Below are 26,852 nucleotides of genomic sequence, written 5' to 3'. Positions count from 1 at the left end.
ATGACGGCACCGTTTCGCAACGACGATATAGCCCCTTTTATCGCCATGGCTACCGCCGAGGGGTGGATCTGCGACGAGTGGGAACTGAAGTTCCTGCTGCAGGCCTTCCCCCAGGGGTGCTTGGTGAAGCGGGACGGAAACGAAGCCGTGGGTTACGTGACTTCGGTGCGTCACGACGAAAGCGGATGGATCGGCAACCTGCTCGTTTCCCCGCAACATCGCAGGCGCGGCATAGGGATGGAACTGATGCGCGGCGCCATTGACGCGCTGCTTTGTGCGGGTGTGCAAACGATCTGGCTCACGGCATCGGCGAAAGGTGCGTATCTTTACCGCAAGCTCGGCTTCGTCACCATCGACAGTATCAACCGCTGGGTGGGGGAGGGGAGTGCGGCTCCCAAACTCTTTTCCGCCGCTCCCATTGATCGGAAAGTTATCGCAGAGGTGGATGCTTACGGCTGGGGCGACCGGCGTGAGGCTCTGCTTCAGGTAACCAGCAGCAGAGGGCGGGTGTTTTGCGGGGAGTGCTCCTTTCTTTGCACGCAGCATTGGGAGGGGGGGATGCAAGTGGGGCCGTGGGGAGCGCTCGGAGATGAGCAGGGAGCAGCTCTCTTTGAACTCGCCTTAGGGAGTACCGGCGAGGCGGTCTTTCTGGATGTTCCCGCCGGCAATGTCGCTGCAGCCTCGCTGCTTACACGCAAAGGTTTCTCGATCCGCGGCAACAACTCGCTGATGTATCTTGGAGTCGTTCCTGCTTACCATCCTCAAAGCGTCTTTGCCTTGGCAAGTATGGGAAGTATGGGGTGATTAGTTATGCCAGGCTGTAAGTCGATAATTTGATATGTCGGTACAGCTGTAAGGCGGTAAGTACAAAGTTCAACCCGTTGCTATGCCAATAATGGAGGGCTTATGATTGTGGTCGCCTGTATCAAACAGGTTCCCGATACGACGCAGGTACAGATCGATCCCGTGACCAACACGCTGGTGAGAGACGGGATTCCTTTCATCATCAACCCCTATGACAGTCACGCCCTGGAGGAGAGTCTGCGCCTCAAGGACAGCCATGGTTTCAAGGCGGTGGCGCTTTCCATGGGACCACCCAACGCGGAAGCCACGCTCAGAAAAGCGCTCGCGCTCGGAGTAGACCGAAGCGTCCTTCTCTCCGACCGGGTCTTCGGCGGTGCCGATACCTTGTCCACCAGCAACGTGCTTTCCGCTGCCATAGCCAAGCTCCGCGAAGATGAAGAAGTGGGAATCGTTTTTTGCGGCAAGCAGACCATCGACGGTGACACCGCCCAGGTCGGTCCCGGTATCGCGGTGCGCCTTGACTTTTCCCAGCTGACCCTTGTCGACCGGATCGAGAAAATAGATCTGGTGGAGAGGACGATCACGGTGAGGCGCAAGCTGGAGGGGCGTTACGAGATCGTGGAAGCGCGACTGCCGGCGATGATCACCGTGGTGCGCGAATTGAATCGGCCGCGTTACCCGACCGTACCCATGCGGCTTGCTTCAGCCAAAGCCGAAGTGGAGGTGTGGAGCAACGAGCAGTTGCAGCTTGATGTGAACAGCGTCGGACTCAAGGGGTCCCCCACCTGGGTAAGCCGGATCTTCTCACCGGAGAGGAAGGAAGGGGAGATCGTCGGCGACGGCATGAACGACCCCGCGGGCGCCGCCCGCTTGCTGCTCGAGCGGCTGATTGCAGGTGACATGCTGGCCGTCTAGCCCCAGTCGGACCAGTCCGACCAGTCGGATGGCCGACACCATATAAAAAAGGTGAACCCATGACTGAACCACAAAAGTTGAAAAGGCCGCGCGGCAAGGCGCGGGTGATAAGCGGCAAGTGCATCGCCTGCGGCGCACGCTGCCAGAGCGTTTGCCCCGTGAACGGCGTAGAGATGAGCGAACAGGGCGAACCGATCATCGCTGCCGACAAATGCATCGGCTGCGTGAAGTGCGTTAAGGCGTGCCCGGCCGGCGCCCTGGAGATGTTCTACACCCCTGAGGAACTTGCCATCATCGCAAGCTTTGAGAAACACGGCGGCGAGGAGGTGGACGAGGAGGAGCTCGAACGCCGTCGCAGGATCTCGGCCTACAAGGGGGTCTGGGTCTTCATCGAACAAAACGACGGTGAAGCGGCCAAAGTCTCCTGGGAGCTCACCGGGATCGGGCGCGAACTCGCCGACAAGCTCGGCGTGCCGCTCTCGGCGGTTATCATCGGCAGCGGCATCCAGCCTCTCGCCGACCTCGCCTTCAGCTACGGGGCCGACCAGGCGTATCTCATAAACGATCCCGTGTTCCGCCAGTACCGCACCGAGCCCTTCCTGGAGGCGATGTGTTATCTCATCGGCAAGCACAAGCCGGAGGTCGTGTTGATGGGGGCGACGGGGATGGGACGTGATCTCGCAGGCGCCGTGGCGACACGGGTAAAGACCGGGCTCACCGCGGACTGCACCGGTCTCGGCATCGATGATAAGGGGAACCTGATGCAGACCCGCCCGGCCTTCGGCGGCAACATCATGGCCACCATCATGTGCGACCGATTCCGTCCCCAGATGGCGACGGTCCGTCCGCACGTGATGCCCATGCCGGCGCAGCGCACAGGCACCACCGGCACAATCATGGAGGAGAGTTGTCCCGTATCGGAAGCGTCGATTTTCACACGCGTACTCGAGGTCATCACCGAAAAGGGGAGTAAGGAGAAGGTCGACGTGGCGGGAGCCGAGTTCATCGTTTCAGGCGGTCGCGGCCTCATGGCCAAGGAGAACTTCGCCATGCTTGAAGAGCTTGCCGAGGAACTCGGTGGTGTGGTGGGGGGCTCGCGCAGCGCCGTCGACGCAGGTTGGCTCCCGCAGGACCGACAGGTCGGACAGACCGGAAAGACGGTGCGTCCGAAGATCTACATCGCCTGCGGCATCTCGGGCGCCATACAGCACCTGGTCGGGATGCAGGACTCCGACGTCATCATAGCCATCAACCGCGACGCCGAGGCGCCCATCTTCGAGGTGGCGACCTTCGGCATCGTCGGCGACCTTTTCGAGGTGGTTCCGGCACTCACCGCCGGGATCAGGGATGTGAAGGGAAGGGCGGCAGCTTCGACCTCACTGGCTTGACGGGGCCTTTGCAATCCCCTCTCCCTCCGGGAGAGGGGCAGGGTGAGGGCGCGGCAATTAGCGAGCTGTCCCTGTATGGCGGCGCCCTCACCCGCCCTTCGGGCACCCTCTCCCGGAGGGAGAGGGAATGTGAACCCAGTCGTCCTAATATCGACTTAACGGAGCACCCATGGAACAGACTCTATTCATCACCCTTTTGACTCTTTCTCTCGCCGCGTTCGCGGTGAGCTGTTATCGCCGTTTGGCGCTGGTCGCCGTCGGCACAAGTGAAAACCGCTTCGACCGACCGGTTGCCCGCTTCAGAGAGATGCTCATCTATGCCGTCGGGCAGAAGCGGGTGGTTAGCCGCCCCTTCGGCGTGAACCACGGCGTCATCTTCTGGGCCTTCCTGGTCCTCGCCGCGGCGAACCTTGAGTTTCTCGTTTCCGGCGTCATCCCTGCGCTATCCTTCGATCTTCTCCCCGGACCGATACACGCCGCTCTCCTGTTACTGTTCGATATCTGCTCGCTCGCCGCGCTGCTCGCGGTGTGCGTGGCCGCCTTGCGCCGCACCGTGGCTCCGCCCTTTGAAGGAGCACGAACCTTCGAGGCTTACTTCATCCTGACGATGATCGCGACACTGATGCTTGCCTACTTCGGGCTGAACGGCGTGCGCATCGTGCAGGGGACACTCACCACTTCCGCAGCAACGCCCGTGTCCAACCTGGCCGCGCATCTGCTCCAGGCATCTCCGCTTGCCGGAAACCTGGATTTTGCGCAACGCCTCTTCTGGTGGATCCATGCCGTGGTGCTGCTCGGCTTCATGAACTTCCTGCCGTACAGCAAGCACATGCACATCCTTACCGCCGTACCCAACGTCTTCTTGCGCACCATGGGAAAGAGCAATACCCAGGAGCGCGAGGAGTTCGCCGAAGGAAACCGCTTCGGCGCCGCCACCGTGGACCGGCTCTCGTGGAAGGATCTGCTAGATTCTTTTTCCTGCACTGAGTGCGGCCGCTGCCAACAGTCTTGCCCCGCAGCAGCGACCGGCAAAACGCTGAATCCGCGAGAGGTGATCCATGCCATCAAGGAGAACGTGCTGCGAAACGGCGCCGTGATGGAAAAGCTGGTCGGCGATGCCGATGCCGAACGCTGCGTCTCGCTCATCGGGGCGAACGGCAAGGACGCGACCAGCGAGGCCGCACTTTGGAGTTGTACTTCTTGCGGCGCGTGCATGGAGGCGTGCCCGGTCTTCATCGAACACCTGCCGAAAATCGTGAAGATGCGGCGTCACCTGGTGCAGATGGAGGCGCGGTTTCCGGAGGAACTGCTGAACCTCTTCGAAAACATGGAGCAGCGCTCAAATCCGTGGGGGATGGCGCCTTCGGAACGGAGCAAGTGGAGTTCGCAACTGGAACTGCGCCCGTTTGAGGCGGGGAAGACAGAGTATCTTCTCTATGTCGGCTGCTCCGGGGCGTTCGATGCACGCAACAAACAGGTGAGCGTCGCTCTCACGCGGGTGCTCGATGCGGCGGGTGTTTCCTACGGGGTCCTTGGAAGGGATGAAAAATGCTGCGGTGACAGCGTCCGCCGCCTCGGCAACGAATACCTCTTCGACCTGATGGCGCGGGAGAACGTGCGGCAGTTCCGGGAGAAAGGGGTCGTGAAGGTCATTACCCAATGCCCGCACTGCTTCACCGCGCTCAAAAACGACTATCGCCAGTACGGCATGGAGCTTGAGGTCGTGCACCACAGCGAGCTGATCAGGGACCTCATGCAACGTGGCAGGCTCGACTTGTCTCAGACGGTCGATCTAGGGAAGGTGGTGTTTCACGATTCCTGCTACCTTGGGCGTCACAACGAGGTGTACGATGCGCCGCGCGAGGTGCTGCGGGAAAGCACCAAAGCGGAATTGGTGGAGATGGAGCGCAGCCGCGAGAACGCCTTCTGCTGCGGCGCAGGGGGCGGGAGGATGTGGCTCGAAGAGCACGAGGGGACGCCGATCAACCGGAACAGGGTTGGGGAAGCGCTGGCGCAAAACCCGGCTACCGTCTGTGTCAGTTGTCCGTTTTGCATGACCATGTTCGAGGACGGCATAAAGGAAGTAGCGGGAAGCACGACTCAGGTGAAGGACATCGCCGAGGTCGTCGCTCTTGCGCTTTAGTGCCGGACGGTTTCATGTCGAAGGCCGGCGTCCTTCCTCGAGCCACTTCATAAGCGCGACCGCCTGCTCCTCGGTCATGTGCAGGTTCGAGTAAAGGTATTCCGCCTCGGTCTCGGGATGCACCAGCTTCCTTATGTCGGCGAATTCCGTCGCATTGAGCACCCGGATGATGCATGGCTGGAGCGTCGTCGGTGGTATGCCGTAGACCTGACTTGTGAAGGCGGACACCTTCGTCGGTCTCGGGTAAAGTCGCGATTCTTCCCGTACCGTATCGACTATGGTCTGGCAGGCGTCGCTGACCGCGGATCTCGCAAGCATGGTCGCGTACTTCTCGGTTACATGGGCGTCGCAGTAGAGGTAAAGTTCGCCGTTCGTGGAAGAGACCGTCTTTATGTCACGGTAGTGCGCCTGTGTCTGCATCTCGTTCAGCATGGAGCAGACCTTCACCGGAGTCATCTCATGGAACTGCGCGAACATGGCGTTCAGTGGCGTGAGTGCCGTGGCGATGCGTGAGTCCCGGCGGATCCTTTGCGCCATGGCGAACTTCACTTCCTCGAGCTGTCCCTTCGTCGCGGCATCTTCGATGCTCATATGTGCGATCGAGTAGAAGAAGAGCTGCCCCGAAGGGGTCAAAAGCGTGCGGATGTCGCTGCAGAGCGGGTCGTGCGAGATGGATTCCAGAAGCGGGCGATGAAAGTCGGCGGGAAGATCCTGGGCCAGGACGGTCAGGATGTGAGAGGAGGTGAGGACGCCGTACCTTTTCGAGTTTCTTCTGACATTGTGAATCAGCTTTGCTTTTACCTCGGCGGCCTGCCCCGAGATAGAGGTACGATGAAACGCTTGTGCTGCGGGACTGTGGCTGTGGTTGCCCAGGAAATCCTCGTGCATTGTCATTGACACCTCGCAGTGAGACTGGCATGTGAAGACAATGGCTATGATAGATGATTTTGTTCCTGTGTAAACGAGGATGGTTAATTTTTTTTCATAGCCACTCGCAACTCCATCGCTGAACGGGAGACCATGCGCCACATTAATGGTAGGCATGCTTGACATTAATTTAGGCTAATATATATTTGCCACGCTGGATCCTGAGATCACAACGAAGGAGGTCGGCGTGGTATATTCCGGGTTCATTCTGGTGCTGGGGTGCGTGCTCCCTTGTCTGGGACTGGGACTGTTTTGTTACCTGTTCAAGTTGTACCTCGACTACCTGTCCGAATTGCGCGGGCCGTCCAAGTCGGAACCTGAGTACGTTAGGGAAATCAACAGAAAGCTCCACATGAACAACGTCGAGACGGAACGCGATCTGCTGTAGGGTGTTGCTTCTGTTGCGTTACTCCTGTTAAACTGCCGCCTGCATCCTCCGCCGTGAGCGGATACAAGGCGGTCCTTCCATGCTTCGAACCGGTTTATTCAACCTCGTCCTTATCGTTTTTCTGAGTGCCGGCGCTGCCTTTGGCGGTGCCCTCGATGACTGCGGAGAGTATGCAGCCTTCGGCGTCCCGGGTCATTCCGGCGATCTTTTGTGCCGCAAGGGGTACCTGTTGAGCCATGATGCCGGCAAAAAGACCCCGGTCTGGGTCGCCGAGCGCATGACGCGGGAGCGCTTGCTTTCGAAGCTGAAAAGGGGAAACAACTTCCGACCCGACGTCGATCTCCCGAGGGGGAGTCGCGCCGAGCTTTCCGATTACAAGGGATCGGGGTACGACAGGGGGCACATGGCTCCTGCGGCGGATATGGCGTGGGACGAGCAGGCCATGTCCGAAAGCTTCTACCTCTCGAACATGGTGCCCCAGGCGGGTGAGGGGATGAATCGGGGCATCTGGGCCGAGCTGGAGGGGAAGGTGCGCGCGTGGGTCCAAAAGCGCGGCGAGCTTTTCATCTACAGCGGCCCGATCTATCCGGTTACCGGCGGAAAGACCATCGGTCGCAACCGGGTCGCGGTTCCCGAGGCGCTATACAAGGTGATTCTCGATCCGAAACGGCGCGAGGCGATCGCCGTCATCATGCCCAACGAGCCGCTCGAAACGGAGGACATGCCAAAGTACCTAGTCCCGGTGCGCGAGGTGGAAAAGCGGACCGGGCTCGACTTCTTCTCGGTCCTGCCGCGCGAGGAGCAGGACCGGATCGAAACGGCGCAACCGGCAGGGCTCTGGCAGTAGAGGCGCTTTAGCGCTTTACGGCCGAGCCGATGAACCGTGCGGCGTCCTTTTTGAGCTGCACCAGCGCTTCCGTCTCGAGATACATCATGTGTCCGGAGCGGTAACGCCTGATGGTCACGTTCTCCCGCAATTTTTCATCGATCCCCAGGTGAGCCATGGTGTACTCGGCTGCGTAGTGCGGCGTGGCGAGGTCGAAGAGGCCGGAGGCGACCCAGACCTTAAGGTACGGATTCTTCACCATGGCGTTGCGCAGGTTTTCCGCCGTGTCGGCATAGCTGTTCTTCGCCTCCCAATCCCACCGCCCTATACCGCCCCCCAGTGTGAAATACTCCTGATCCGACTGGTAGCCGAGCTCCTCGCGCAGATAAGTGTTGATCGCCGCGGTGAAGGGGGGGCGGATCGTGGCGATCGTCGCATCGAAACCGGCGGATTTCGCCGGTTCCGGGTTCTCGGCGTTGAACCTGCTGTCCATGAACCCCACCATCCGTCCCTCGTTATGCAGAATCTCACGCGCGAAATCCCTGTTGTCGACGCGCAGGTTTCGGTTCATTACGAACGCAGGATCCAGCCCGGTCAGCCGCGCAAACTCCGCCGCCACTCTCTTTTTCCCTTCCGCGTCAAGCCGGTCGCCTTTTTCCAGCGCCTGTGCGTATTCCGTCGATGCCCACCGCTCCGCCTGCGCGAGAGTCCGATCCAGATCTGCCATGAGCTCGGGTGCGAGCTTTTTGTGATACCAGGCGGTTGCCGTGTAACTCGGAAGGATCAGCTGGTAGGGAAGATCATTGCCGTAGTCGAAAGCGATGGTCTGGAAGTTCAGGATGCTGGAGATGAGGATGACGCCGTTTAGCGCTACGCCGTGCTCCAGCAGTTGTTCGGAAAGACCGGCGCAGCGGAAGGTGCCGTAGCTTTCCCCGACAAGAAAGAGCGGGGCGCTCCAGGCCTGGTTGCGGGTCAGGTAGAGCCTGATGAAGCGTTGCAGAGAGTCGATGTCCGGCTGTACCGCGGAGAACTTCTTGGTGAGCTCCGGTTTGGTGCCGCGGCTGTAGCCGGTTCCTACCGGATCGACGAAGACCAGATCGCCGAGGTCGAGCCAGCTCGAGGCGTTTTCGGTGAGCTTGAACGGAGGGGCCGGCATGTTGCCGTCGGGAAGCATCTGCACCCGTTTCGGCCCGAGCGCTCCGAGGTGCAGCCACACCGAGGCGGCGCCGGGGCCGCCGTTGAAGATGAAGAGCAGTGGGCGTGGAGGCGCCGTTTTCGCCTGCGGTACGCGGTACGAGACGTAGAAGATCTCCGCTTCGGTTTCCCCCGCGTCGTTTTGCACCGGGAGTGTCCCCGCACTCGCCTCGTAGGCGATTTCCCTGCCGTCGATGCGCACCTTGTGTTTGGTCACCTCGGCGGCAGCTGCAGGCGGGATCGGTTGCATTTCCTTTTTGGCGGCAGGCTCCTGCTTTGTGTCGGTCGGGGGCGCGGCGAAAGAAGGGGTGGAAAGTGAGGATGCGAGCAGGACAAGCAGCAGGGCGAGCAGTTTCATTGTTTGAGCGCCTCCTTGACGACAATTGCAGGACATCACAAGGAGTCATAGTAGCTGAAGGCGCTCTCCGGGTCAAACCCGCACATTAAATGGAGGCCTCGGCAGGGTCCCTCTCCCTTTGGGAGAGGGTGCCCGGAGGGCGGGTGAGGGCGCTGTCCCGAAGCGACCATGTTCGCCATGGCAACGCCCTCACCCCGGCCCTCTCCCGGAGGGAGAGGGGGATCGGGTGGAGGAGGCGTCGGAAAGTGATTTGCGTGCGCTCTATCAGTACGCCACGTACGGCCCGGTGCCGAGCGTGGAACTTTCTCCTTCGATGCCGAAGGCGACGCTGCGTCCCATGAAGAAGGGAAGTCCCCAGTCGAAGCCGAAACTGGACGGACCGCCGATATCGACGAAAACGTTATTCGATGTATTGAACAGCGTTTCAAGACTGGAGATGCTGAAACTGACGGTAGAGGACGGTGAGCCGTTCGCCGCGGTGTTGGTCGCGGAAAGTGTCCTCGTTGCCGGTGGGCAGTACCAGTCCGTGTTCGGCGAGGGGCAGACCGGTAGCAGTGAAGAATCCGGGTTCGGGAAGAACAGCGCGTTCGACCCGGTGTCGAAGAAACCGAAGGAACTGATGCTGTCGATCACGGTGGTCACGTCTCCGGCGGAATCGGTACGCAAAACGGTCGGGGAGGTGAGCGTGTTGTTGCTCCTAGTGCCGATCCCGAGGATGAGCGAACCGTCGATGGACGAGGCGCCGCCAAAAGGTACCGACGGTAGCCGCACGATGACGCCGTTGCCGTCAGTGGCCAGGGCTGCCACCGGGTTTTGCACCTGGTCCGACAGCGGGACGGCAACGCCGGTGCAGGATGTGCCGATGCAGCTGTAGTACACCCCGTTAGCGGCGGTGAAGGCACAGTCGAGACCGCAGTCCTCCTTGAAGAGGCCGACCCCGAGGATGCCGTTGAAGCCGGAAGATACCGGTGTGGGGTCGGCGTTGGCGCAGGGGAGGGGGAGCGACCCGAAGCTCGAGTTGATTACCTGGATCGGCACCGAGGCGTACGGCTCGTCGCCAAGCTTCACCATCGCCCTGCGGATTGGTCCCCAAAGCGAGCTCCCGTCGGCGAATTCTACGCATCCGGTGAGGGCGCCCGTGCCGCTTGCGACCGTCGGCAGGGTAAGGTTGGGGATGGCCTGTTGGAAAATGCGCAGGCCGAAGCTGCCGGTATCGAGCAGGATGTCGTTAACCGTCTGGCAGGCGGAGAGGTCTGGATTGCAGATGGTGACGCTGACACACGGCTTGTTGATGTAGCTCCCTGCGGCACACAACGATCCGTTCACAGTAATCTTCATCACGTTTGCCGCGTTGGCGGATGGTGTCGTAGTAAGCGCCGTGGAGTCGGAAAAATCGCCCAGTGTGGCGGTTATGGTTACCGGCCCTTGGGAGATGACCGTTACCAGCCCCTTGCTACCCTGCGTGTTGCTTACCGTCGCCGTGCCTGCGGCTGACGAACTCCAGGTGACGTCGTTGGTGATGTCCTTGGTGCTGTTGTCGGAGTAGGTGCCTGTCGCGGTGAGCTGCGTGGTCGAGCCGACGGCGAGCGTGGAGGCGTCAGGCGTGATCGTGATCGAGGTCAGGGAGGGGTGCGAACCACCGCCACCCCCGCCGCCGCAACCGGCCATGAAGAAGAGGTAACAGATGGTGAGCAACGCCGATAGGTTAACGTATCTCATCGATGTTCACTCCTTCGGGGAGCAGTGCCGGAAGGTATGCCCGCCCTTGCAGATTGCGCATGTGTCCCCACGTCTCCACAACCAGCCGCCCCGACACGAGTTTCATCTCGCGGCGCCCGGGGGTGCGAGCCCGCCGCGAGAGCGCCTTTCGGTAGTCGTCGTGGTAGGAGCCGAGGAGCACCTTGAGATCAGGGTGAACGAGTCCGTTCCAAGCCACCGCGAAGACGACACCGGTGGGAGTCACGTACTCCCTGATAGCGGTTCTGGTCGTTCCGGATGCCATTTGCTGCACCCGAAAACGTGCGCTGCTGAGCGACTTTTGGGACACGGCCGCCAACGCCTTTTTGTCCTTTGCGATCGTGTCTGCCGGTTCGCCAAGGGTTGCTTCTGCCCGGCCGTGACAGAAGCAGATGGTGGCCGCAAGACAGAGCGACATGAGGCAACGCAGGTTCATGATTTCCCCCTTCATGTTGTGGAAATTCCTTCCGGACGCGAACAAGGGGGGATTCTACCATGCACCGGCAAGGTTTGTTGGAGGTTGTTAATTTTTTGCAAAGTGAAGGGGGGGAAAGCAGAATGCCAAGCAGAGACAGGTGGGACAAAAAAAGCCGCCCCTTGGTAAAGTGGGGCGGCTCCGGTTTAACGGGTTAAATGCGGGTTACTTGGACTTGGCCATGAAGGCTATGATCTCCTCAGTGAGGTCCTTCGGTTTAACCTTGTCGTCGAGGAAGAGCACGGCTTTTTCCTCGGCAATGAGGAGGTACCCGTTCGCCTTCGCGAAGTCGGAGGACGCCTTCTTGATAACCCCTCCGACCTCCTTGGTCAGCCTGTCCTGCAGCTTGGTAACCTCGAGTTCGCTGGCGCGCACCATCTTCTGGTATTCGTCGACCTTTTTCTCGAACTCCTTCCCTTTGGCGGCACGCTCCTTCGGAGTCATGCTGGGAAGCTTCGCCTGAATGGCCTCTTTCTGTTTCTCCAGCTGCTTCTGCTGAGCCTCGATCTTCTTACGAAGCTTCTCGGACTTCGCCTTCAAAGCGTCGGTTGCGGCCTTTCCCTCTGCGCTTTCCTCGGCGATCTTGCTCATGTCGACGAAACCGATTTTGATTGCTGCCAAAGTGGCATCGACAGATGCTGCGGGAGCGGCAGGAGCGACGGCGGCCGGAGCGGCAGGTGTTGCAGCGGGCTTTGCCGCTTCAGGTGCGGACTCGGCGGCGAAACCATAGGCGGCGACAAGCGTGCTGAGGGCGGAGCCGATGAGTAACGTTGCGAACCTGTTCATGTAATCGTCCTTTTGTCTGTGTAGTGGTGACTGCGATTGCAGAGCATAGAACCTTTATTGCGGTTTGGCAATTAAAAGAAACGCTCTGATCGTGCGTGTAGAGCGCGTCGAAGCAGCGAAAACGGCTGCTGCGTGAGCACATAAACGCTGTTGACTCGTATACGGCACGCTGCTAGGATGCCTCCACTCAAGAGGAGCGATCTATGACCGATATACTACAGAAGCTGCAGTCGGCGATCGAAAGCCAAAGTGCGGAGACGGAGCTGTTGCAGGAGGCTCTGCAAGAGATCCGCGAGATGAAACAGAAAAGGGATGCCCTTGAGGAGATCCTCATCGTGCTTGCCCGCACCAAGCTTCCCTGGGACGATGAAGAAGACCCCGTTGAGGCTCTGCCGCACTTCAAGGAGCGTTACCTGAACGCGATGCACGAGGCGTCCAGGTTGCTCGGTCTCGACGTGCGCAGCACCATAACGCGGACCGAACCCAAGACATGAGTAGATTAAAAGGAGAGGGGCGGGGTGAGGGCGTCGGCAGATGCAATTCCTAGCTCGAAACCTGATGCCGCCGTCATTGGAATGGCGGCCATAACATGGAGCAGACATGCCTAAAGAGATCATGGAGTGGGGCTACATCGGCGTCTTTTTCCTGTTGCCCGGGCTTATCGGCGCCTGGGTCGCCTACACCAAGGGGAGAAATCCCCTCCTGTGGTTCCTGCTTAACTTCTGCTTTCCTCCCACCGTGATGGTCACCTTCTTCCAGCGCCCGCTGCGCCCGGTAGACGGACATTATCGCCAGTGCCCGAAGTGCCGCGAATTCTCCAAATGGCGTGAGACCTCGTGCCGGTTCTGCGGCACCGAGCTTTCCTGAGTTCCACATGCTTTTCTGGAAACAGCCCGATTTTGCCCAGTTGCTCCGTGAACTGGGGGGCTTCACCCGCCGGGACGTCACCCAGGGGCTGAAGCTTGCCCGGTATCGCAAGGCGGCGCATTCCCTGCTCAAGAAGGACCCTGTCTCGGCGCATGCCCTGCTCGGCATGGTGGCCTGTCTCGAACACAACATCGAGGCGATGACTGCTGAATACGCCCAGGCTATCGAGCTTTCCCCGTCCCACCTGGGCCTCATGTATTATGCCTATTCCCTCGAAACCTCCTGTCTTTGGAACGAGTCCGCCAAGTACACCCTGCTCGCGTTAGACCGTGCGCCGAAGGACCAGAAGCTTCTGAACGCTGCGATCGGCATTGCTCCGCTGACCGGTCGTTTTTCCCTCTTGAACAAGCTCCTCTCCCAGTGGCAGGAGAGTCACGAGGGGGTACACCACCCGCGGCAGGGGGACTTCGAAAAGGTGACGGCGATCCTTGCCGCCCAAGGGCTTGCGGAACAGGATCTCAAGGTCGTTTTGGCTGCGATAGGCACCGCATTTTCAGAGACCGACGTCATCCTCTCTAGTTACCGTTACGAACTGGTCGCCGGCAGGGCTTCCTCCTTCATCCATTACCGGTTCGTGCTTCCGGACAACCTGGTAGCCACCTACTACGAGGACCTGATTGCCGAGAGGCTCGCGACCGTCGCCTGTCATCCCCGCATTTTCGATGTCTTCTCCTTCTCCGTCGAGAACGGGACCATATACGAACTCTATGACTACATGGAGCGTGAGCTGGCCGGCAGCGCCGACAACATCAAGGTACCGGACCCGGACAAGATGAAGCTGATCGAGGAACTGGTCAGAGGCGTGGAGGTCTGATCATGGTGAGTAACGAGTCGCGCATCCGCTTCCACGCCGCGTTCGAGCAGGTGCTGGACGAGCTGATAAACGTGGTGGCGAAGGAGCGGGAGAGGAACCCGCAGACGTACATGAACTCGCCGCAGGCGAAGCTTCTGGCGCGGGTTTATCGGGCGATCAAGGACGAGATACCGGCGGACCCGCAGCACGCCTCTTATTACCAGGGTGAGGCCGAGGGGCACGCCTACCGGCAGTGGCGCAGGGCGAAGCCGACCAAGGAGCACCGGCTCTTCTTCAAGTGGGACAAGGAGACCAACGCGATCATCTACGCCTGGCTGAATAGCGAGGTGAGCCTCACCAAGTACAAGAGTCACATGGATGCGTACCGGGCGTTCAGGATGAAATAGTGGGGCGGTTCCCTCGCCCGGAGGGAGAGGGGGATGGACGCGAGGCAAGGCTAATCTGATGCAGTTCTAGAAACAGCTATTACTGTACTGAAAGCGCGAGCGAGGCGCAGTAGCCGGGACCGGAGTCGAGATCAATGATGCTCCATCTTTGAACCTCGCCCGAATCCCCGCGATGCCCGAGCAGGGCCGGAGGCTCGCCGGGAAGAAGCGACACGTCGAAACCGGTGGAAGGCTGCGAAAAGCCGCTTCCAGTCCCCTTCATGTACGCTTCCTTCCTGGTCCAGCAGCGGTAGAAGGCCTCCAGCTGTTCCCCCGGCTCCAGTCCGAAAAGCTCCTCTTTCTCCCGCAAAGAAAAATAGCGCTCCGCCATGGGGCGAAACGCCAGATCCTCTCTGGTCTCTTCCAGATCGACGCCGATCTCGCGGCCGCGGCTTACCGCCATAAGCAGCGTCGCTCCCGAATGGGAGACGTTGAAGCGAACCCCGTCGCCGAGTCCTTGCTGGTCGCGCAGATACGGCTTCCCGAATTCCCCTTCGCAGAATTCGACTTCACGAGGCTCCACGCACAGAAGCTTAGCGAGCATCTCCCGCAGCAGTCCGCGCCCTACCAGGAACTCCTCGCGCTTTTTAGCGTCCAACAGCCTCGCACCGCGGCGCAGTTCCGCCTCGGACAGAAACCCGATAAGGCGGAGTCGCTCGTCCGGATCACGCTGGAGGGAAAGAATGCGGTAGCGTACCGCCGCGCCTTCCAATCCGGCAACTTCGATCACCGTTCACTCCCGAAGGACCGGCGCAGCAGCTCCATCCCTTCGTCGATGCTGACGCGCGGGGCGTAACCGAGATCCCTGCGCGCCGCCGAGAGGTCGAACCAGTGTGCGGTGGCGAGTTCCTTCGCTACGAAGCGCGTCATGGGCGGCTCGCCGGAAAGCTTAAGGTGCTTCCAGAGGAACTCGCATGCGACGCCGGCAGCGTATGCAACGGCGGGAGGGACGGTGCGGGTCACCGGGGCAACGCCCGCGGCGCCGAGGATCCGGTTCACCATGTCCCAAAGGGGAATAGGCTCACCGTTGGAGATGAAATACGCCTTGCCGGCAAGCGGCGCCCCGGGGGCGAGGCGGTCGGCTGCGTTCAGGTGCGCCTCGGCCGCGTTCTCCACGAAAACGGTGTCGACGAGGCATGCCCTTTTACCGATGCGTTTGAGCTTTCCCGCACGTCCCTTGGCCACGATGCGCGGCACCAGGTGGTTGTCCCCCGGCCCCCAGATGAGGTGCGGGCGCAGGGAAACGGTCGCGAGCTCGGGTGAGTTCGCGGCCAGCACGGCCTTTTCCGCGAGCGCCTTGGTCTGCGGGTAGGGCGCCTCGAAATGGGCGGGGTAGGGGAGCGCTTCGTCCGCCCCCTCGACGTCGGAACCGTCGAAGACCACGCTCGGCGAGCTGGTGTAGACGAGGCGTTTGATGCCGAGCGCTCGGCAGGCGGCGATGACGTTCTCCGTACCGGTCACGTTGGCGCGGAAATATTCCTCGTAATCGCCCCAGATCCCCGCCTTCGCGGCGACGTGGAAGACGATGTCGCATCCTGCTGCGGCCTGCAAAACGGCCTGCGGGTCGGCCAGGTCGCCGTGTCGCTGCTCGACGCCGAGCGCGGCAAGCTCGGGGTAGTCGCCGCGCGAGAAGCTGATCACCTCGTCGCCGCGGGCGTGCAGTTGCCGCACGATGGCCAAGCCGAGGAACCCGCCTCCGCCCGTGACTAGCGCGCGCATTTGAGGCTCTCCGCGGCCCAGACCGCGAGCTTCTCGCGGAAGATCTTCGCGTTGTGCCTGATGTCAACCGGGAAGGAAGGATGGAAGAGGAAGGTGTCGATGGAGCTCGTGTGGATGTGCTCCTGCGCGAGCGCCGCGAGTTCCTTGCGCACCTTCTCCTGGTCGACCTGAACCCCTTTCTCGAGCTCGATGCAGATGACCGGTCGCTGGCTGCCGGGCTCGCCTACGCCGACGAGCGCGCTCCTGAAGACGGCGGGGTGGGTGTTGAAGACCGCCTCGCAGGGGATGGTGTAGAAGGGACCGGCCTCGGTCTCGACGCGGTGCGACTTGCGGCCGCAGAACCAGACGCGACCCTCCTCGTCCATCCCGCCGAGATCACCCATGCGGTGGAAGAAGGAATCGGTCGCCGGGTCGGCGATCTTCGAGAGGTGGTCCGATTCCGGGCGGTTGTAGTAGCCGCGCGTCACCTGCTCGCCCTGCACCACGATCTCCCCGATCTTCCCGGCCGGCACGCGCAGCGAGTCATCCCAGCCGCAGATCGGGTTGTCGGTGATCTGGACGATCTCGAGGCGGATCCCATCGACCGGCCGTCCCACGCAGACGCCGCCCCCGGCATCGGTGATCTTGCGCGTCTCCTCGAGGATCTCCCTGCTGCCGATGGAGCAGACCGGGAGCGCCTCGGTGGCGCCGTAGGGGGTGAAGACCTGGACGCCGGGGTTCAGCATGCTGGTGAAGCGCTCGAGTACCGAGGCGGGAACCGGCGCGCCTGCCGAGATGGCGCGGCGCAGGGTCGGCAGCTTTACCCCGTGCTCGACGCCGTAGCGTCCGACGCGGTTGATGAGCGCCGGGGAGCCGAACATGGTGGTCACGCCGTACTCGTTGATGGGGCCGACGATCTTCTTCGGATCGACGGAACCGGGGCGGGTGAAATCCATCTCCGGGATAACGGCGGTCATGCCGAGCGCGGGGGCGAAGAGGGCGAAGAGGGGGAAGGTGGGGAGGTCGATCTCGCCCGGCTCGATGCCGTACACCTGTTTGAGCGCCTGCACCTGGGCGGCGAAGTTGCCGTGGCTGTAGACGGCCCCCTTGGGGACGCCGGTGCTGCCGCTCGTGAAGAGGATCGCGGCGACGTCCTCCTTCATGGTCGGCGCCAGGGTGAAGGGGGAATCGTCCTTTTGGTTCGCGATGATGGCGGCGAGGGTGGTCCCCTCCCAGAAGAGGCGCGGGCCGACGGTGACGCAGGTGCGGATGGTCTCCTTACCCCAGGAGAAGAGCTTGCGGGCGACGTGCGCCTTCGGGATTCCGATGAAGGCGTGCGGTTGCGCCTCGGCGAAGCACTGCTTGAGGTTTTTGATTCCGAGGCCCGGATCGATGAGCACCGGCACCGCGCCCACCTTGAAGAGGGCGAAGGTGAGGGCGAAGAACTCGGGGCTCGGCGTCACCATGAGCACGGTGCGCACGCCGCGGCAGATGCTGTTGTCGAGCAAACCGCGCGCGATCCGGTCGCTCAGCCGGTTCAGTTCCGAGAAGGAGAGGCTTCGTTTCCCCTTCGGGAAGATGATCGCCCTGGTGTCGGGCTGGCGGCGGGCCATCTCCGGCAGGTGCGCGGCTATGTTGACGAGTTCGGTCTCTGCCATGGTCTCAGGTGCTCCGGTCAGGTGCGTTTCAGGAAGTCGGCGATCTGCGGCACCACCTCGTCCTTCATGTCTTCGAGGATGTAGTGCCCGGCGTCGGGGTAGCTTTGCACTTGGGCCTTCGGGAAGCGGCGCTTCCACTCGGCAAGGAAGGTGGTGTCGAAAACGAAATCGAGCTCGCCCCAGAAGATCGCCATGGGGATCTCGGCGAAGCGGTGCAGTCCGTCCGCGATCTCGCTCACGAGCGCGTAATTGCGGTCGCCGGGCGCTAGCGGGATGTCCTGCACGAAGCGCAGCGTCGCGATCCGGTTTGCCCAGGAATCGTACGGCGCACGGTACGCCTGCATCAGCTCGTTCGACATCGGGTTCTTCTTGCATCCGACGATGGAGGCGCCGATGCTGAAGGCGTTGAAGCCGCGTACGAGCAGGGTCCCGAGCAGGGTGTCACGGCAGATCTTGAGCCCGAGCGGGAAGGTCTTCTCCTTCGGGAGATGGAAGGCCGCCGTGTTGAGGATGACGATGCGGCCGATGCGCTCCGGGTGGCGGCTCGCGTAACCCATGCCGATCATCCCGCCCCAGTCGTGCACCACGAGGTTGATCTTCCCCTCCAGGTTAAGGGAGTCGATCAGGCGCTCGAGGTCGTCGATGCGGCGCGAGAGGGTGTAATCGTAGCGGTCGTCGCCCGGCTTATCCGAGAAGCCGCAGCCGATGTGGTCGGGCACGATGCAGCGGTAGCGGTCCCTGAGCGCGAGCACGAGGTTTCGGTAGTAGAAGGACCACGAGGGGTTCCCGTGCACCATGACCACGGGCTCGCCGGTACCTTCGTCGAGGTAGTGGTAGGAGAGGCCGTCGAGATCGAGGGTGCGGCCGGTGAAGGGGTAGTGCTTTTTTACTTCGTCTCTCACCAGTCGACCCCCAGCATGAGGCAGTTAAGTCCGCTGCCGATCCCGAGCAGGGCGACCCGGTCCCCTGCGGAGAGGACGTCGCGCTCGTCGGCGAGGGCCGCGGTGAGCGGCAGGGAGACGGTACCCATGTTGCCGAGGAATTCGTAAGTGGTGAAGTCCTTGTGCAGCGGAATGCCGAGCGTCTTAAGGATGGCGCTTTGGTGTGCGCTCCCGACCTGGTGGCAGACGACGCGGTCGACGTCGCTCTCGCGCCACCCCACCTCGGGGAGGAACTCATCCCAGGTGCGGCGCCCGAGGTCGACGCCGTAGTTCATCACGCTCACCGCGTCGGTGCTCATGGACTGCTCGTAGCCACCCTTGCCGTCCGGGGTGATGCCCCAGAGGCAGAGCGCGTGGTGTTCCGGTGCGGCATGGGTGATGCCGCCGCGCAGCCTCCTGCGGCCGGATTTGGAGAAGGAGCCGTCGGTGAGGAGTACCGCCACTGCGCCGGAGCCGCCGGTGAGGGTGGCGAGAGAACTTGCGAAGTTCTCCATGCTGCGGTCTTCGAGCATCTTCTTGATCATGATGTCGTTGATGTCGCGTGCGCTCTCGCAGGAGACCACGAGGCCCGCCCTGATCTGGCCGAGTTCGATGCGGTTCGCCACCTCGAGGATGCCGTTTAAGACGCCGAGGCAGGCGTTGGAGAGGTCGAAGACCGCGGCGTTTCCGGAGACGCCCAGGCCTGCGGCAACGCGGCATGCGGTGGCCGGTTCGAAGCGTTCGCGGCAGACGCCGGTGTAGAGGAGGGCGCCGAGGTCGCCGGCGGAGATCCCCGCAGCGGAAAGGGCCTTCTTGCCCGCCGCGATGGCCCCCTTGGAGAGCTGGAAGCCCGGCTCCCACCAGCGGCGTTCGCGGATCCCCGTCAGCGCCTGGAGCTGTCCGGGGGAGAAGTGCAGCGTCTTGTAAAGCGGCTCGAGGCGCGCTTCCAGTTCGTCGGAAGTGACCACGACCGGCGCGAGCTCGTAGCCGAAAGATTCGATATATACCTTGGAATACTTCATCTATCACCTTAAGTTGAATTGCTTTAAAGCTTTAAAAGCGGAACACAGAGGACTCTGAGGTCCACAGAGGGCGCGGAGGAAAAAACTTATTCATGTAAAAGGCAAAAAACTCTGAACCCTCTTCTCTCCATCTCTATCTACTGGAGATCCCACTACCCTCTCCCCCCGGGAGAGGGTGCCCGAAGGGCGGGTGAGGGCGTTGCCACGAAGTGACAAATTGCAGACAGCAGCGCCCTCACCCCGACCCTCTCCCGGAGGGAGAGGGGGCGTTGGACGGAGGTTAAGCCGTCACTTGGACGGTGAAATCCTCCATCTGGTAGATGGCCCTGCCGTCCACGTAGAGGTAACCGGCGGCGGTCAGGATGCGCCTTTCTTCGTCGACGGCGGTGATCCAGGCCAGCACGGTGACTTCCTTGTCGGTCGGCACCACCTGGCCGCGGTAAAGCCAGCGGTGCTTGTGCCCGAGAGCCACGGCGGCGAGGGTGTCCCCCTGGTGCCATCCCCAGCGCTGCACGGCGGCGAACTTGACGAGCTGCAGGAACGACTCGAGCCCCAGCGACCCAGGCGTGACCGGGTCTTCGTAGAAATGCGCCTTGAAGTACCAGTCCTCGGCGACCACCCGCTTGGTCCCCTTCAGGTAGCCAAGCCCGGCGGGGCCGCCGTCGGCCACGTACAGCTCGATCCGGTCGATCATGCGGAGCGACTTCTCCGGGAAGGGATGGGACTCGGGGTAGGGGAGCGAACGCCCGCGCGACACCTCGGCTGCGGTGGGCTGGTACGGTGCGGCTTCGCGTATCCCGACCTGGTTCGCCAGCGCTTCCTTGGCGAAGAACCCGAACATGGTCTCCCCCTCGTAGATGACGCCTTGGCGGTCGGATACCGAGAAGTCGAACTCCTGGATGATCATGCCCCCCGAGGTGGCCGCCTTGGTGAGCTTCGCGGTGGCGGTCAGGGTGCCGCTTTGCGGGGTGACCGGACGGTGCTGCACCGCGGTGCCGCCAAGGTTCCTGAAGGAGATGTCGGTCGGGCTCATGAGCGCGGAGCCCACGTAGGCGGCGAGCCAGCCGCAGGGCTGCAGCGCGGCCTCGAGCAGCACGCAGAAAGGCATGCGCGGCTGGCGGTCTGCAGCGAAGTACCACTCATCCACCGGTATGTCGTACTGCGCCTCGGCCATGGCCCCCGGCGCCATCACCCACGGCTCGCCCGCGACGGCGGTGACCCGGTCCATGAACTGGAAGGGAGGGCCCGGCAGACGGGCGATCTTTCTCTCACTGTCGAACACCTTGTAGCGGTCGCCGAACCCCTCGGACGGCTTTCCGTTACTGTAGGCGAGGATCTGCTCTTTGGTGTAAATCGCGGGTTTGCGGTCGTAATCCGCCGCAGGTTGGGCCGCCTGGAGCGCCGCGGCGGGAGCTGCACCTTGCCAGAGACGCTGCAGCGTCTGCTGATCGGTCCCGGTCAGGCGGGCCGACATGTTGGTGATCTCCACGATCGGCTTGCCGTCGGCGTACATGAGCGCGTCAACGATGGCGTATGGCTCGGGGCGGTAGCCGAGTTCCCGTACCGTCACTTCGTAGGTGACCACCTTGGTCGTCTCGAGCACCTGTCCGCGGCAGCAGAGCTGGCTTGCCACGCCGGGGACCGGCTGCCACGCGGCGCCGTCGGACTCGGCGACCCAGCCGAGGCGGAGCAGGAAGATGCGCAGCGTGTGCATGCAGCACTCGTACATGAGCGTGCCGGGCATGACGCGGTCGTCGACGAAATGGCAGGTGATGAACCAGTCGTCCGGGTGGATGTCCGCCTCGGCCCTGATGAAGCCGAGCCCGCAGCGCCCGCCGTCCGGGGAAAGCTCGGTGACGCGATGCACGAGCTCCATGCGTCCCCCCGGGATGGTGAGCGGGCGCTTGATCGGCAGACCGGCGAAGAGCGGGCCGAAGCAGCCGGCGAGGTCGCCGCGCCTGAGGGCAGAGAGGTGCGCCGCGCTGAAGGAAGCGGGCTGCATCGGCACCAGGTAGCGCCAGTCCGCCGGGAGCTTTCCGGTGCGCGGGCGCAGGTCGATCGCGCCGCGCACGATCCCCTTGCCGGCGTCGAGCTCCTCCTGGGAGAAGAACCCGGCGCAGCCGTTGCGCATGGAGAGAAGCGGCTCTCCGTTCACCGTCGCCTCGAAGTGGAAACGGAACAGGTAGGTCTCTCCCTGCCTGAAAAAGCGCTCGATGCGGATGTCGTAGTTGATGGTCTCGCCCGGAGCCGGAAGCTCGCGGTGGAAGGTCACCACGGCGTCGAGGAGCCGGTAGACGGCGAGTCCCTTGGTGATGAAGTCGATGCCGAGGTAGCCGGAAAGGAACAGGTCCGCCTGGCCCGCTTCGACGGCGATGCAGGTCGGGATGCGGCCGCCGTCCAGGTACCAGGCCCCGGGATGCACGTCGTGCTGGGTGACCACGCGGCCGTGCGTCATCGATTTCGGCTCCCCCTCGAGGGCGACGATGCGGTGCACGAGCTGCAGCGGCACGTCCGGCAGCCTTACCCTGGTCGGGTAGCTGTCGATTTCGGTGAACTCCGGGCCGAGCATCTTGGCGGCGGAACCTATCGCGAACTCGAGGCACGCGTCGTAATCGTACAGTGCGGGGAGGGCGCCGGGGTAGGGGGCGGGTGCAGGGATAGGGGAGGCGGACGGCTGAGCCGCGAGTCCTTGCGTCAGCGAGCCCGGCGCTGCTGCGTGTGTCGCCTCTTCGACCGGAATCCCCGCCGCGAGCATCTGTTGCTGGAGCGAGATCTGCAGCGCGAGGGTCTGCGCGATGGAACGGTTCAGATCGTCGGCAATGCGCAGGTAGGCCTCGTGGGCCTGACGGCTCGCGTCCTGCGTCTGGGCGAACTGACGCAGCAGCGGTTCGGTAACCTGCCCGATTTCGGGTTCAAGGGGCGCTGCGGTGGGCCTTGCTTGAGCTTCCGGCTGCTTCATCTGCGACTCCATTGCCGGTGCCTGGGCCGCATGTGAAGCGGTCGGCGCTGCAGGTGCGGGTTGTGCAAACACATGTGACGTAACAGGATTTTGCCGGGTAAGTACCGGCGCATCTGCGCCTTGCCTTATCTGTGTCGCCGTGCCCGAGGCGTGAACCGCAGCCGGTTCTTTTGCGGCAGGCGCGGCACTCGAACCAAGCGCGGCTCTGGACGGCGCGGCGGCAGGCGCCGGCTCCGGCTGCGCCGGTCGCACAGTTTGCGGAGCGGTCGGGGCGAACGGGGTTCCGCCGGTGGTGAAGCGCAGGCCTTTCTTCGCTGCGGACGGCAGGACGGTCGATATCGCGGTCGCGGCGAAGAGCGGTTCCAGGTCGACCGGCACCCTCTCGGCGGTCAACTGCGCCAGGAGCCTCAAAAGTGCCGAGTTGGCGTCGGTGCCGGGCTGGCAGACGGAGCGGGCCACGTGGGGGCGGTTCCCGAGTATGCGTCCGATCATGCGGCTGCAGGATGCGCCCGGCCCCATCTCGATGAAGTAGCGCACCCCTTCGGCGTAGGCCGCTTCGATCACCTTCGGGTAGTCGATCCCCTCGACCGCCTGGGAAAGGATCGATTCGGCGGCGCTGCGGCGGTTCACCTGGTAGGCACTACCGGCGGCGCCGCTGTAGAAGGTGACCCCAGCGGGCGGGTTGGTGTTGAAGACGTGCAGGTCGCGGTAGGCGTTGGCGACCTCGCGCGCCACCTCGCAGTGGACCGTGGTAACTCCCTGCAGCGGGAAGAAACGGCAGTCCAGCATGGCGACCAGGTGTTTCACCCACTTCACGTCGCCGCCGATGACGCACTCGTCCGGCGTGTTCACGATGAGAAGGTAGACGCGGGAGGTCTTCTTCAGCGCGCGGCGTACCTCGCGCTCCGGTGCGTCGACGACGCCGATGCACCAGTTGATCTCCTTCCCTTCGGGCTCGCCCCACGCCTTGCGTGCGGCGCGGCATTCTCCGGCGAGGTCACGGGTGAAGAGGGTCGATGCCTTCATCCGGGTGAGCATGAGGTCGCGCTCGGTCCAGGTCCGGGTGCCGAAGAGACCGGCCGATTCGCCCAGGCTGTAGCTGATCACCGCGTTCGGGTTGATACCGAAGCGCTGCACCACGTCGGTAACGGCGCATCCGGTCGCAACCTGGCCGAAGATGACGGCGAGGTGGTTTTCATTGACGCTCTCCAGCGAAGCGCCGTTCCAGAAATGCTCGGGCTGGAACTGGTCGCGCAGGTAGAGGTTTTCCGCGTCCTGGCGCCGGTAGATCTCAGGCCAGCGCGCCGAGAGCTCCATCCCCATGCCGATGAAATGGTTCCCGGAACCGGGATAGACGAAGCCGATCTTCGCTGCGGCGCCCATCGGGTCCGCGCTGAAGAAGAGCCGGTCGCGCAGCGACGGGTGCAGCACCGCGTCGGCGTAAGCTGCGTCTTCTTGAAGCAAACGCTCCCCCTGCAGGCAAAGCGATGCCAGTTCGGAGGCGCTGCGTGCCACGAGCGCCACGGCAAGTGGCGCCTCGGCGCCTTCCTTGGCGTCGGAGCAGGTCTTCCGGGAGAGGACGGCGAGGTCCGGGGCGGGCTTTGCCTCCGCTGCTTCACGCAACTGCCGCAGCCTCTCGGAGAGTTCCTGACGGTCGGAACCGGTGAGGCAGAAGAGGAACTCGTCCCATGCGCCAAGCGGCGCCACGCGTTCCTGTGCGGCGCGTTCCGGAACCTTCTCGTAACCCTTCAGCACCACGTGGCTCACGCTGCCGTCCACCCCGAAGACGCTGACGCCCGCGTGGCGTGCGCCTTCGCTGCGGTTTCTGAGCCAGTAGCGCGACCCGGCGGGTAGGAAGAGGGCGCCTGAGCCGGAGACGGCGTCGAGCGGGCGTTCGCCCGTACGGGCACCGGGGATGATCTCCTGGTAGAGAGCCAGGCAGCCGCGCACGAGCGAGGCAAGGCCGGAGGCGGCGCCGGTGTGGCCGATGTCCCCCTTGACGCTCGCAACGGCGAGACGGCGCGGCTTGGCCACGGCACCGGGCTCGTCGAAGAAAGCGCTCAGGGCTGCCGCTTCCATGCGGTCTTCACCGGCGTAGCCGCTGCCGTGGGCCTCGATGAAGTCGACGCTCTGCTGCGTCAACCCTGCTTCGCCGTAGGCACGCTCCAGGGCGTGGCGGTAGGCGTCCGCGCCGGGGAGGATCACTTCGCCGCTGGCGGCGCCGATCCCCTCGATTACGGCGTAGATGCGGTCGCCGTCGCGCTCCGCGTCCTCGAGTCGCTTGAGGACCACGGTGGCCGCCCCTTCGCCGATGACGGTGCCGTCGGCGGACTGGTCGAACGGGGTGGCGCTCCCGAAGGCGGAGTACGGGCGGTTCAGGTGCTGCGCGATGACCGCCCTCAGGTCGCCCGCGAGGTCTACTGCACCAACGATGGCCCGGTCGATCTCTTCGGACTGCAGTTGGCGCACCGCGGTCTCCAGGGCGCGCAGGCCCGAGCTTTCCTCGCTCGACATGGTGAAGCTTGGGCCGCCGCAGCGGAACTCGCGCGCGACGCGGCTCGCCACCACGCTCCCGAGGGCGCCCATGGTGCGGTTCGCTGTCAGGGCCGGCCCGCTCTCTTCGCGCAGCTCGGCGATCCACGCCTCAAGCTCGGCGTCGGAAAGTTCCAGGCCAAGCCCCTTCGCCCATTCACGTGCCTTCTCCGCGATGGACCAGCGGAAGGCGAAGTTGGTGCTGTTCAGGTCGAGGGCGATGCCGACGAAGACGCCGGCGCGCAGGTTGTCGCTGTTGTCGAGTCCCGCATCCTTCATCGCGGCGGCAGCAGATTGCAGCATGAGAAGCTGCTGCGGGAGCATCTCCTCGAGCTCGCGCGGCGGGATGCGGAACTGGTCCGTTCCCTGGGAGAACTCGTCCAGGAAGTAGCCGGTGAACGGGGTCTCCTTGAACTTTTCACGGTCGAACCAGGCGCACTTATCGGCGCCCCACCAGTCGGTGGGACGGGAAGGCTTCGCCCCCTCGTCGCCGCCGAGGACGCGGGTACGGAAGGAGGTGAGGTCCTGCCACTTGCCGAAGCGGGCGTCGAGGCCGACCACTGCCACCGCTCCAACCTGCTTCGAAGGCGCGGCTGTCGCGGCTTTTGCTTCCGGGAGCCATTCCTCGACGAGGAGGTGGGCGTTGATGCCGCCGAAGCCGAAAGCGGAGACCGCGGCGCGGCGCGGTACGCCGTCGGCGCGCCTCTTCCATGGCTTGGCCTGGGTCAGGACGCGGAACGGGCTTTCCTCGAGCCGGAAGGTTTCGGGCGCCTGGCTGAAGTTGGCGGTCGGAGGGAGCGTCTCCTCGTTCATGGCGAGAAGCACCTTGGTGAGCGCTGCGGAACCGGCGGCGGTGAGCAGGTGCCCTATGTTCGACTTGACCGACCCTATCACGCACGGCTTGCCCGGGACCTCGCCCCAGAGCTCCCTGAGGCTCGCGACTTCGGTCGCGTCCCCGACCGGGGTGCCGGTGGCGTGGCACTCGATCAGGTCGACGTCCTGCGGGTTCCAGCCGGCCTTCACGTAGGCCGCACGCATGGCGCGCAACTGGCCGTCCGCCATAGGGGCGAGCAGGCTTCCCCCCACGTCGTTGGAAAGGCCGATCCCCCTGATGACGCCGTAGATCCTGTCACCTTGGGCTATGGCGTCGTCGAGGCGCTTCAGGACGAAGATGCCGGCACCCTCACCGACGACCAGGCCGTCGCCGGAGGCGTCGAACGGCGAGCAGATGCCGCGGCGCGAGAGGGCGCGCAACTGCGAGAAGCCCATCTGGGTGAAGAGGGGATCGGGCCGGGAGAGACCGCCGGTGAGCATGGCGTCGGCGCGCCCGGCAAGGAGTTCGTCGCAGGCGAGCTTGATGGCGTAGAGCGACGAGGCGCAGGCGGCATCCAGGGTGCAGCAGCCGCCGCCAAGGCCTAGAGCGGAGGCGAGAAGCCCGGCGGGAAGACCTGCGACGTAGCGGTTAAGGGGATTGGGGATCGGGTCGCTTCCGGCGTGCCCCAGGAGCTTTTCCTTGAAGGAGCGCCCGAGGAGGGCGCGGGAGAGCTGCGCCGACGATTCGCTCGGCAGGGCAAGGTTGCCGATGATGACGCCGATGCGGGAACGGTCGAGTTTAGCGGTTACCGCGCTGTCGAAGGCCCTTTTGCCGGCGTTCAGCAGGAGGTGGCAGGCGGGATCAAGCCCGTCGGCGAGCTTCGGGTCCAACTGCAGGCCCGAAAGCTCGGAAACGGAGGGGATCGCCTCGATGAAGCAACCGCGCCTGGAATAGACGTGGTCCGGCTTACCGGCCTCCGGGTGGAAGGCGGTATCGGCGGAGACGGCCCAGCGCCCCTGCGGGACCTCACGGGCGGCGCTTTTACCGTTGCGGATGTTCTCCCAAAAGACGGTCAGTTCCGGCGCGTCGGGAAAGATCCCGCCGAGGCCGACGATTGCTACGGATGGGGACTGCTGCTTCAT

General features: G+C 63.2%; 21 protein-coding genes. 10 read left to right on the top strand and 11 right to left on the bottom strand.

Annotated features, from left to right (window positions below; genetic code table 11):
- The 4 genes from D6Z24_RS05315 (at window position 1) to D6Z24_RS05300 (ending at window position 5,250) form a co-directional block, all read left to right on the top strand.
- A complete protein-coding gene (locus D6Z24_RS05315) occupies window positions 1-804 on the top strand; it encodes a GNAT family N-acetyltransferase (protein WP_129125530.1) in 804 nt (267 codons plus the stop codon).
- Window positions 805-906: 102 nt separating this feature from the next.
- The gene (locus tag D6Z24_RS05310) at window positions 907-1,719 is read left to right on the top strand and encodes an electron transfer flavoprotein subunit beta/FixA family protein (RefSeq protein ID WP_129125529.1); all 813 of its coding nucleotides are present in this window, start codon (window positions 907-909) and stop codon (window positions 1,717-1,719) included.
- 59 nt (window positions 1,720-1,778) lie between these two features.
- Window positions 1,779-3,107, top strand: a complete 1,329-nt coding sequence (locus D6Z24_RS05305) for an electron transfer flavoprotein subunit alpha (protein WP_129125528.1) — start codon at window positions 1,779-1,781, stop codon at window positions 3,105-3,107.
- A 169-nt stretch (window positions 3,108-3,276) separates the two neighbouring features.
- Window positions 3,277-5,250, top strand: a complete 1,974-nt coding sequence (locus D6Z24_RS05300; protein WP_129125527.1) for a (Fe-S)-binding protein — start codon at window positions 3,277-3,279, stop codon at window positions 5,248-5,250.
- 12 nt (window positions 5,251-5,262) lie between these two features.
- Here D6Z24_RS05300 and D6Z24_RS05295 read toward each other — a convergent pair whose 3' ends face one another.
- A complete protein-coding gene (locus tag D6Z24_RS05295) occupies window positions 5,263-6,144 on the bottom strand; it encodes a hypothetical protein (protein ID WP_129125526.1) in 882 nt (293 codons plus the stop codon).
- A 220-nt stretch (window positions 6,145-6,364) separates the two neighbouring features.
- Between D6Z24_RS05295 and D6Z24_RS05290 the strand changes: the two genes are divergently transcribed.
- Entirely contained in the window at window positions 6,365-6,565 is a 201-nt protein-coding gene (locus D6Z24_RS05290) for a hypothetical protein (RefSeq protein WP_129125525.1), read from the top strand.
- A 79-nt stretch (window positions 6,566-6,644) separates the two neighbouring features.
- Complete coding sequence (locus tag D6Z24_RS05285) at window positions 6,645-7,412, top strand: DNA/RNA non-specific endonuclease (protein ID WP_129125524.1); 768 nt, start codon at window positions 6,645-6,647, stop codon at window positions 7,410-7,412.
- Window positions 7,413-7,419: 7 nt separating this feature from the next.
- On the opposite strand, the gene D6Z24_RS05280 is transcribed toward D6Z24_RS05285, so the two are convergent.
- From D6Z24_RS05280 to D6Z24_RS05265, 4 genes are all read right to left on the bottom strand, one after another.
- Window positions 7,420-8,943, bottom strand: a complete 1,524-nt coding sequence (locus D6Z24_RS05280) for a S10 family peptidase (protein WP_129125523.1) — start codon at window positions 8,941-8,943, stop codon at window positions 7,420-7,422.
- A gap of 264 nt (window positions 8,944-9,207) precedes the next feature.
- Window positions 9,208-10,662: a DUF3443 family protein gene (locus D6Z24_RS05275; protein WP_129125522.1), complete on the bottom strand. Its 1,455-nt coding sequence runs from the start codon at window positions 10,660-10,662 to the stop codon at window positions 9,208-9,210.
- Complete coding sequence (locus tag D6Z24_RS05270; protein WP_129125521.1) at window positions 10,649-11,116, bottom strand: DUF2844 domain-containing protein; 468 nt, start codon at window positions 11,114-11,116, stop codon at window positions 10,649-10,651. The genes D6Z24_RS05275 and D6Z24_RS05270 overlap by 14 nt, the downstream gene beginning before the upstream one ends.
- Window positions 11,117-11,320: 204 nt before the next feature.
- Window positions 11,321-11,941: an OmpH family outer membrane protein gene (locus D6Z24_RS05265; RefSeq protein ID WP_129125520.1), complete on the bottom strand. Its 621-nt coding sequence runs from the start codon at window positions 11,939-11,941 to the stop codon at window positions 11,321-11,323.
- Window positions 11,942-12,144: 203 nt separating this feature from the next.
- Here D6Z24_RS05265 and D6Z24_RS05260 point away from each other — a divergent pair, with 203 nt between their 5' ends.
- The 4 genes from D6Z24_RS05260 (at window position 12,145) to D6Z24_RS05245 (ending at window position 14,068) form a co-directional block, all read left to right on the top strand.
- Window positions 12,145-12,435: a hypothetical protein gene (locus D6Z24_RS05260; RefSeq protein ID WP_129125519.1), complete on the top strand. Its 291-nt coding sequence runs from the start codon at window positions 12,145-12,147 to the stop codon at window positions 12,433-12,435.
- 106 nt (window positions 12,436-12,541) lie between these two features.
- Window positions 12,542-12,808 (top strand): hypothetical protein, encoded by a 267-nt coding sequence (locus D6Z24_RS05255; protein WP_129125518.1) that lies wholly within the window; start codon window positions 12,542-12,544, stop codon window positions 12,806-12,808.
- 7 nt (window positions 12,809-12,815) lie between these two features.
- Window positions 12,816-13,682, top strand: a complete 867-nt coding sequence (locus tag D6Z24_RS05250; protein ID WP_129125517.1) for a hypothetical protein — start codon at window positions 12,816-12,818, stop codon at window positions 13,680-13,682.
- A gap of 2 nt (window positions 13,683-13,684) precedes the next feature.
- A complete protein-coding gene (locus tag D6Z24_RS05245; RefSeq protein ID WP_129125516.1) occupies window positions 13,685-14,068 on the top strand; it encodes a type II toxin-antitoxin system YhaV family toxin in 384 nt (127 codons plus the stop codon).
- 79 nt (window positions 14,069-14,147) lie between these two features.
- Here the strand turns inward: D6Z24_RS05245 and D6Z24_RS05240 are convergent, their stop codons facing one another.
- The 6 genes from D6Z24_RS05240 to D6Z24_RS05215 all read right to left on the bottom strand — a co-directional run bounded on the left by D6Z24_RS05240 (window position 14,148) and on the right by D6Z24_RS05215 (window position 26,852).
- Window positions 14,148-14,837 carry a 4'-phosphopantetheinyl transferase family protein gene (locus D6Z24_RS05240; protein ID WP_129125515.1) on the bottom strand — a complete coding sequence of 230 codons (690 nt, stop codon included), beginning with the start codon at window positions 14,835-14,837 and terminating at the stop codon, window positions 14,148-14,150.
- Window positions 14,834-15,826 (bottom strand): NAD-dependent epimerase/dehydratase family protein, encoded by a 993-nt coding sequence (locus D6Z24_RS05235; RefSeq protein WP_129125514.1) that lies wholly within the window; start codon window positions 15,824-15,826, stop codon window positions 14,834-14,836. The genes D6Z24_RS05240 and D6Z24_RS05235 overlap by 4 nt, the downstream gene beginning before the upstream one ends.
- Window positions 15,814-17,463, bottom strand: coding sequence for a fatty acid CoA ligase family protein (locus D6Z24_RS05230; RefSeq protein WP_129125513.1), 1,650 nt, complete (start codon window positions 17,461-17,463; stop codon window positions 15,814-15,816). Before D6Z24_RS05230 ends, D6Z24_RS05235 begins: the two co-directional genes overlap by 13 nt.
- Before the next feature lie 17 nt (window positions 17,464-17,480).
- Window positions 17,481-18,365, bottom strand: coding sequence for an alpha/beta fold hydrolase (locus tag D6Z24_RS05225; RefSeq protein ID WP_129125512.1), 885 nt, complete (start codon window positions 18,363-18,365; stop codon window positions 17,481-17,483).
- Window positions 18,362-19,405 carry a 3-oxoacyl-ACP synthase III gene (locus D6Z24_RS05220; RefSeq protein ID WP_129125511.1) on the bottom strand — a complete coding sequence of 348 codons (1,044 nt, stop codon included), beginning with the start codon at window positions 19,403-19,405 and terminating at the stop codon, window positions 18,362-18,364. Before D6Z24_RS05220 ends, D6Z24_RS05225 begins: the two co-directional genes overlap by 4 nt.
- 280 nt (window positions 19,406-19,685) lie before the next feature.
- The gene (locus tag D6Z24_RS05215; protein ID WP_129125510.1) at window positions 19,686-26,852 is read right to left on the bottom strand and encodes a beta-ketoacyl synthase N-terminal-like domain-containing protein; all 7,167 of its coding nucleotides are present in this window, start codon (window positions 26,850-26,852) and stop codon (window positions 19,686-19,688) included.

Origin of the sequence: Geomonas oryzae, from assembly GCF_004117875.1 — a bacterium.
GTDB lineage: Bacteria > Desulfobacterota > Desulfuromonadia > Geobacterales > Geobacteraceae > Geomonas > Geomonas oryzae.
This window is presented reverse-complemented; position numbering and strand designations above follow the sequence as displayed.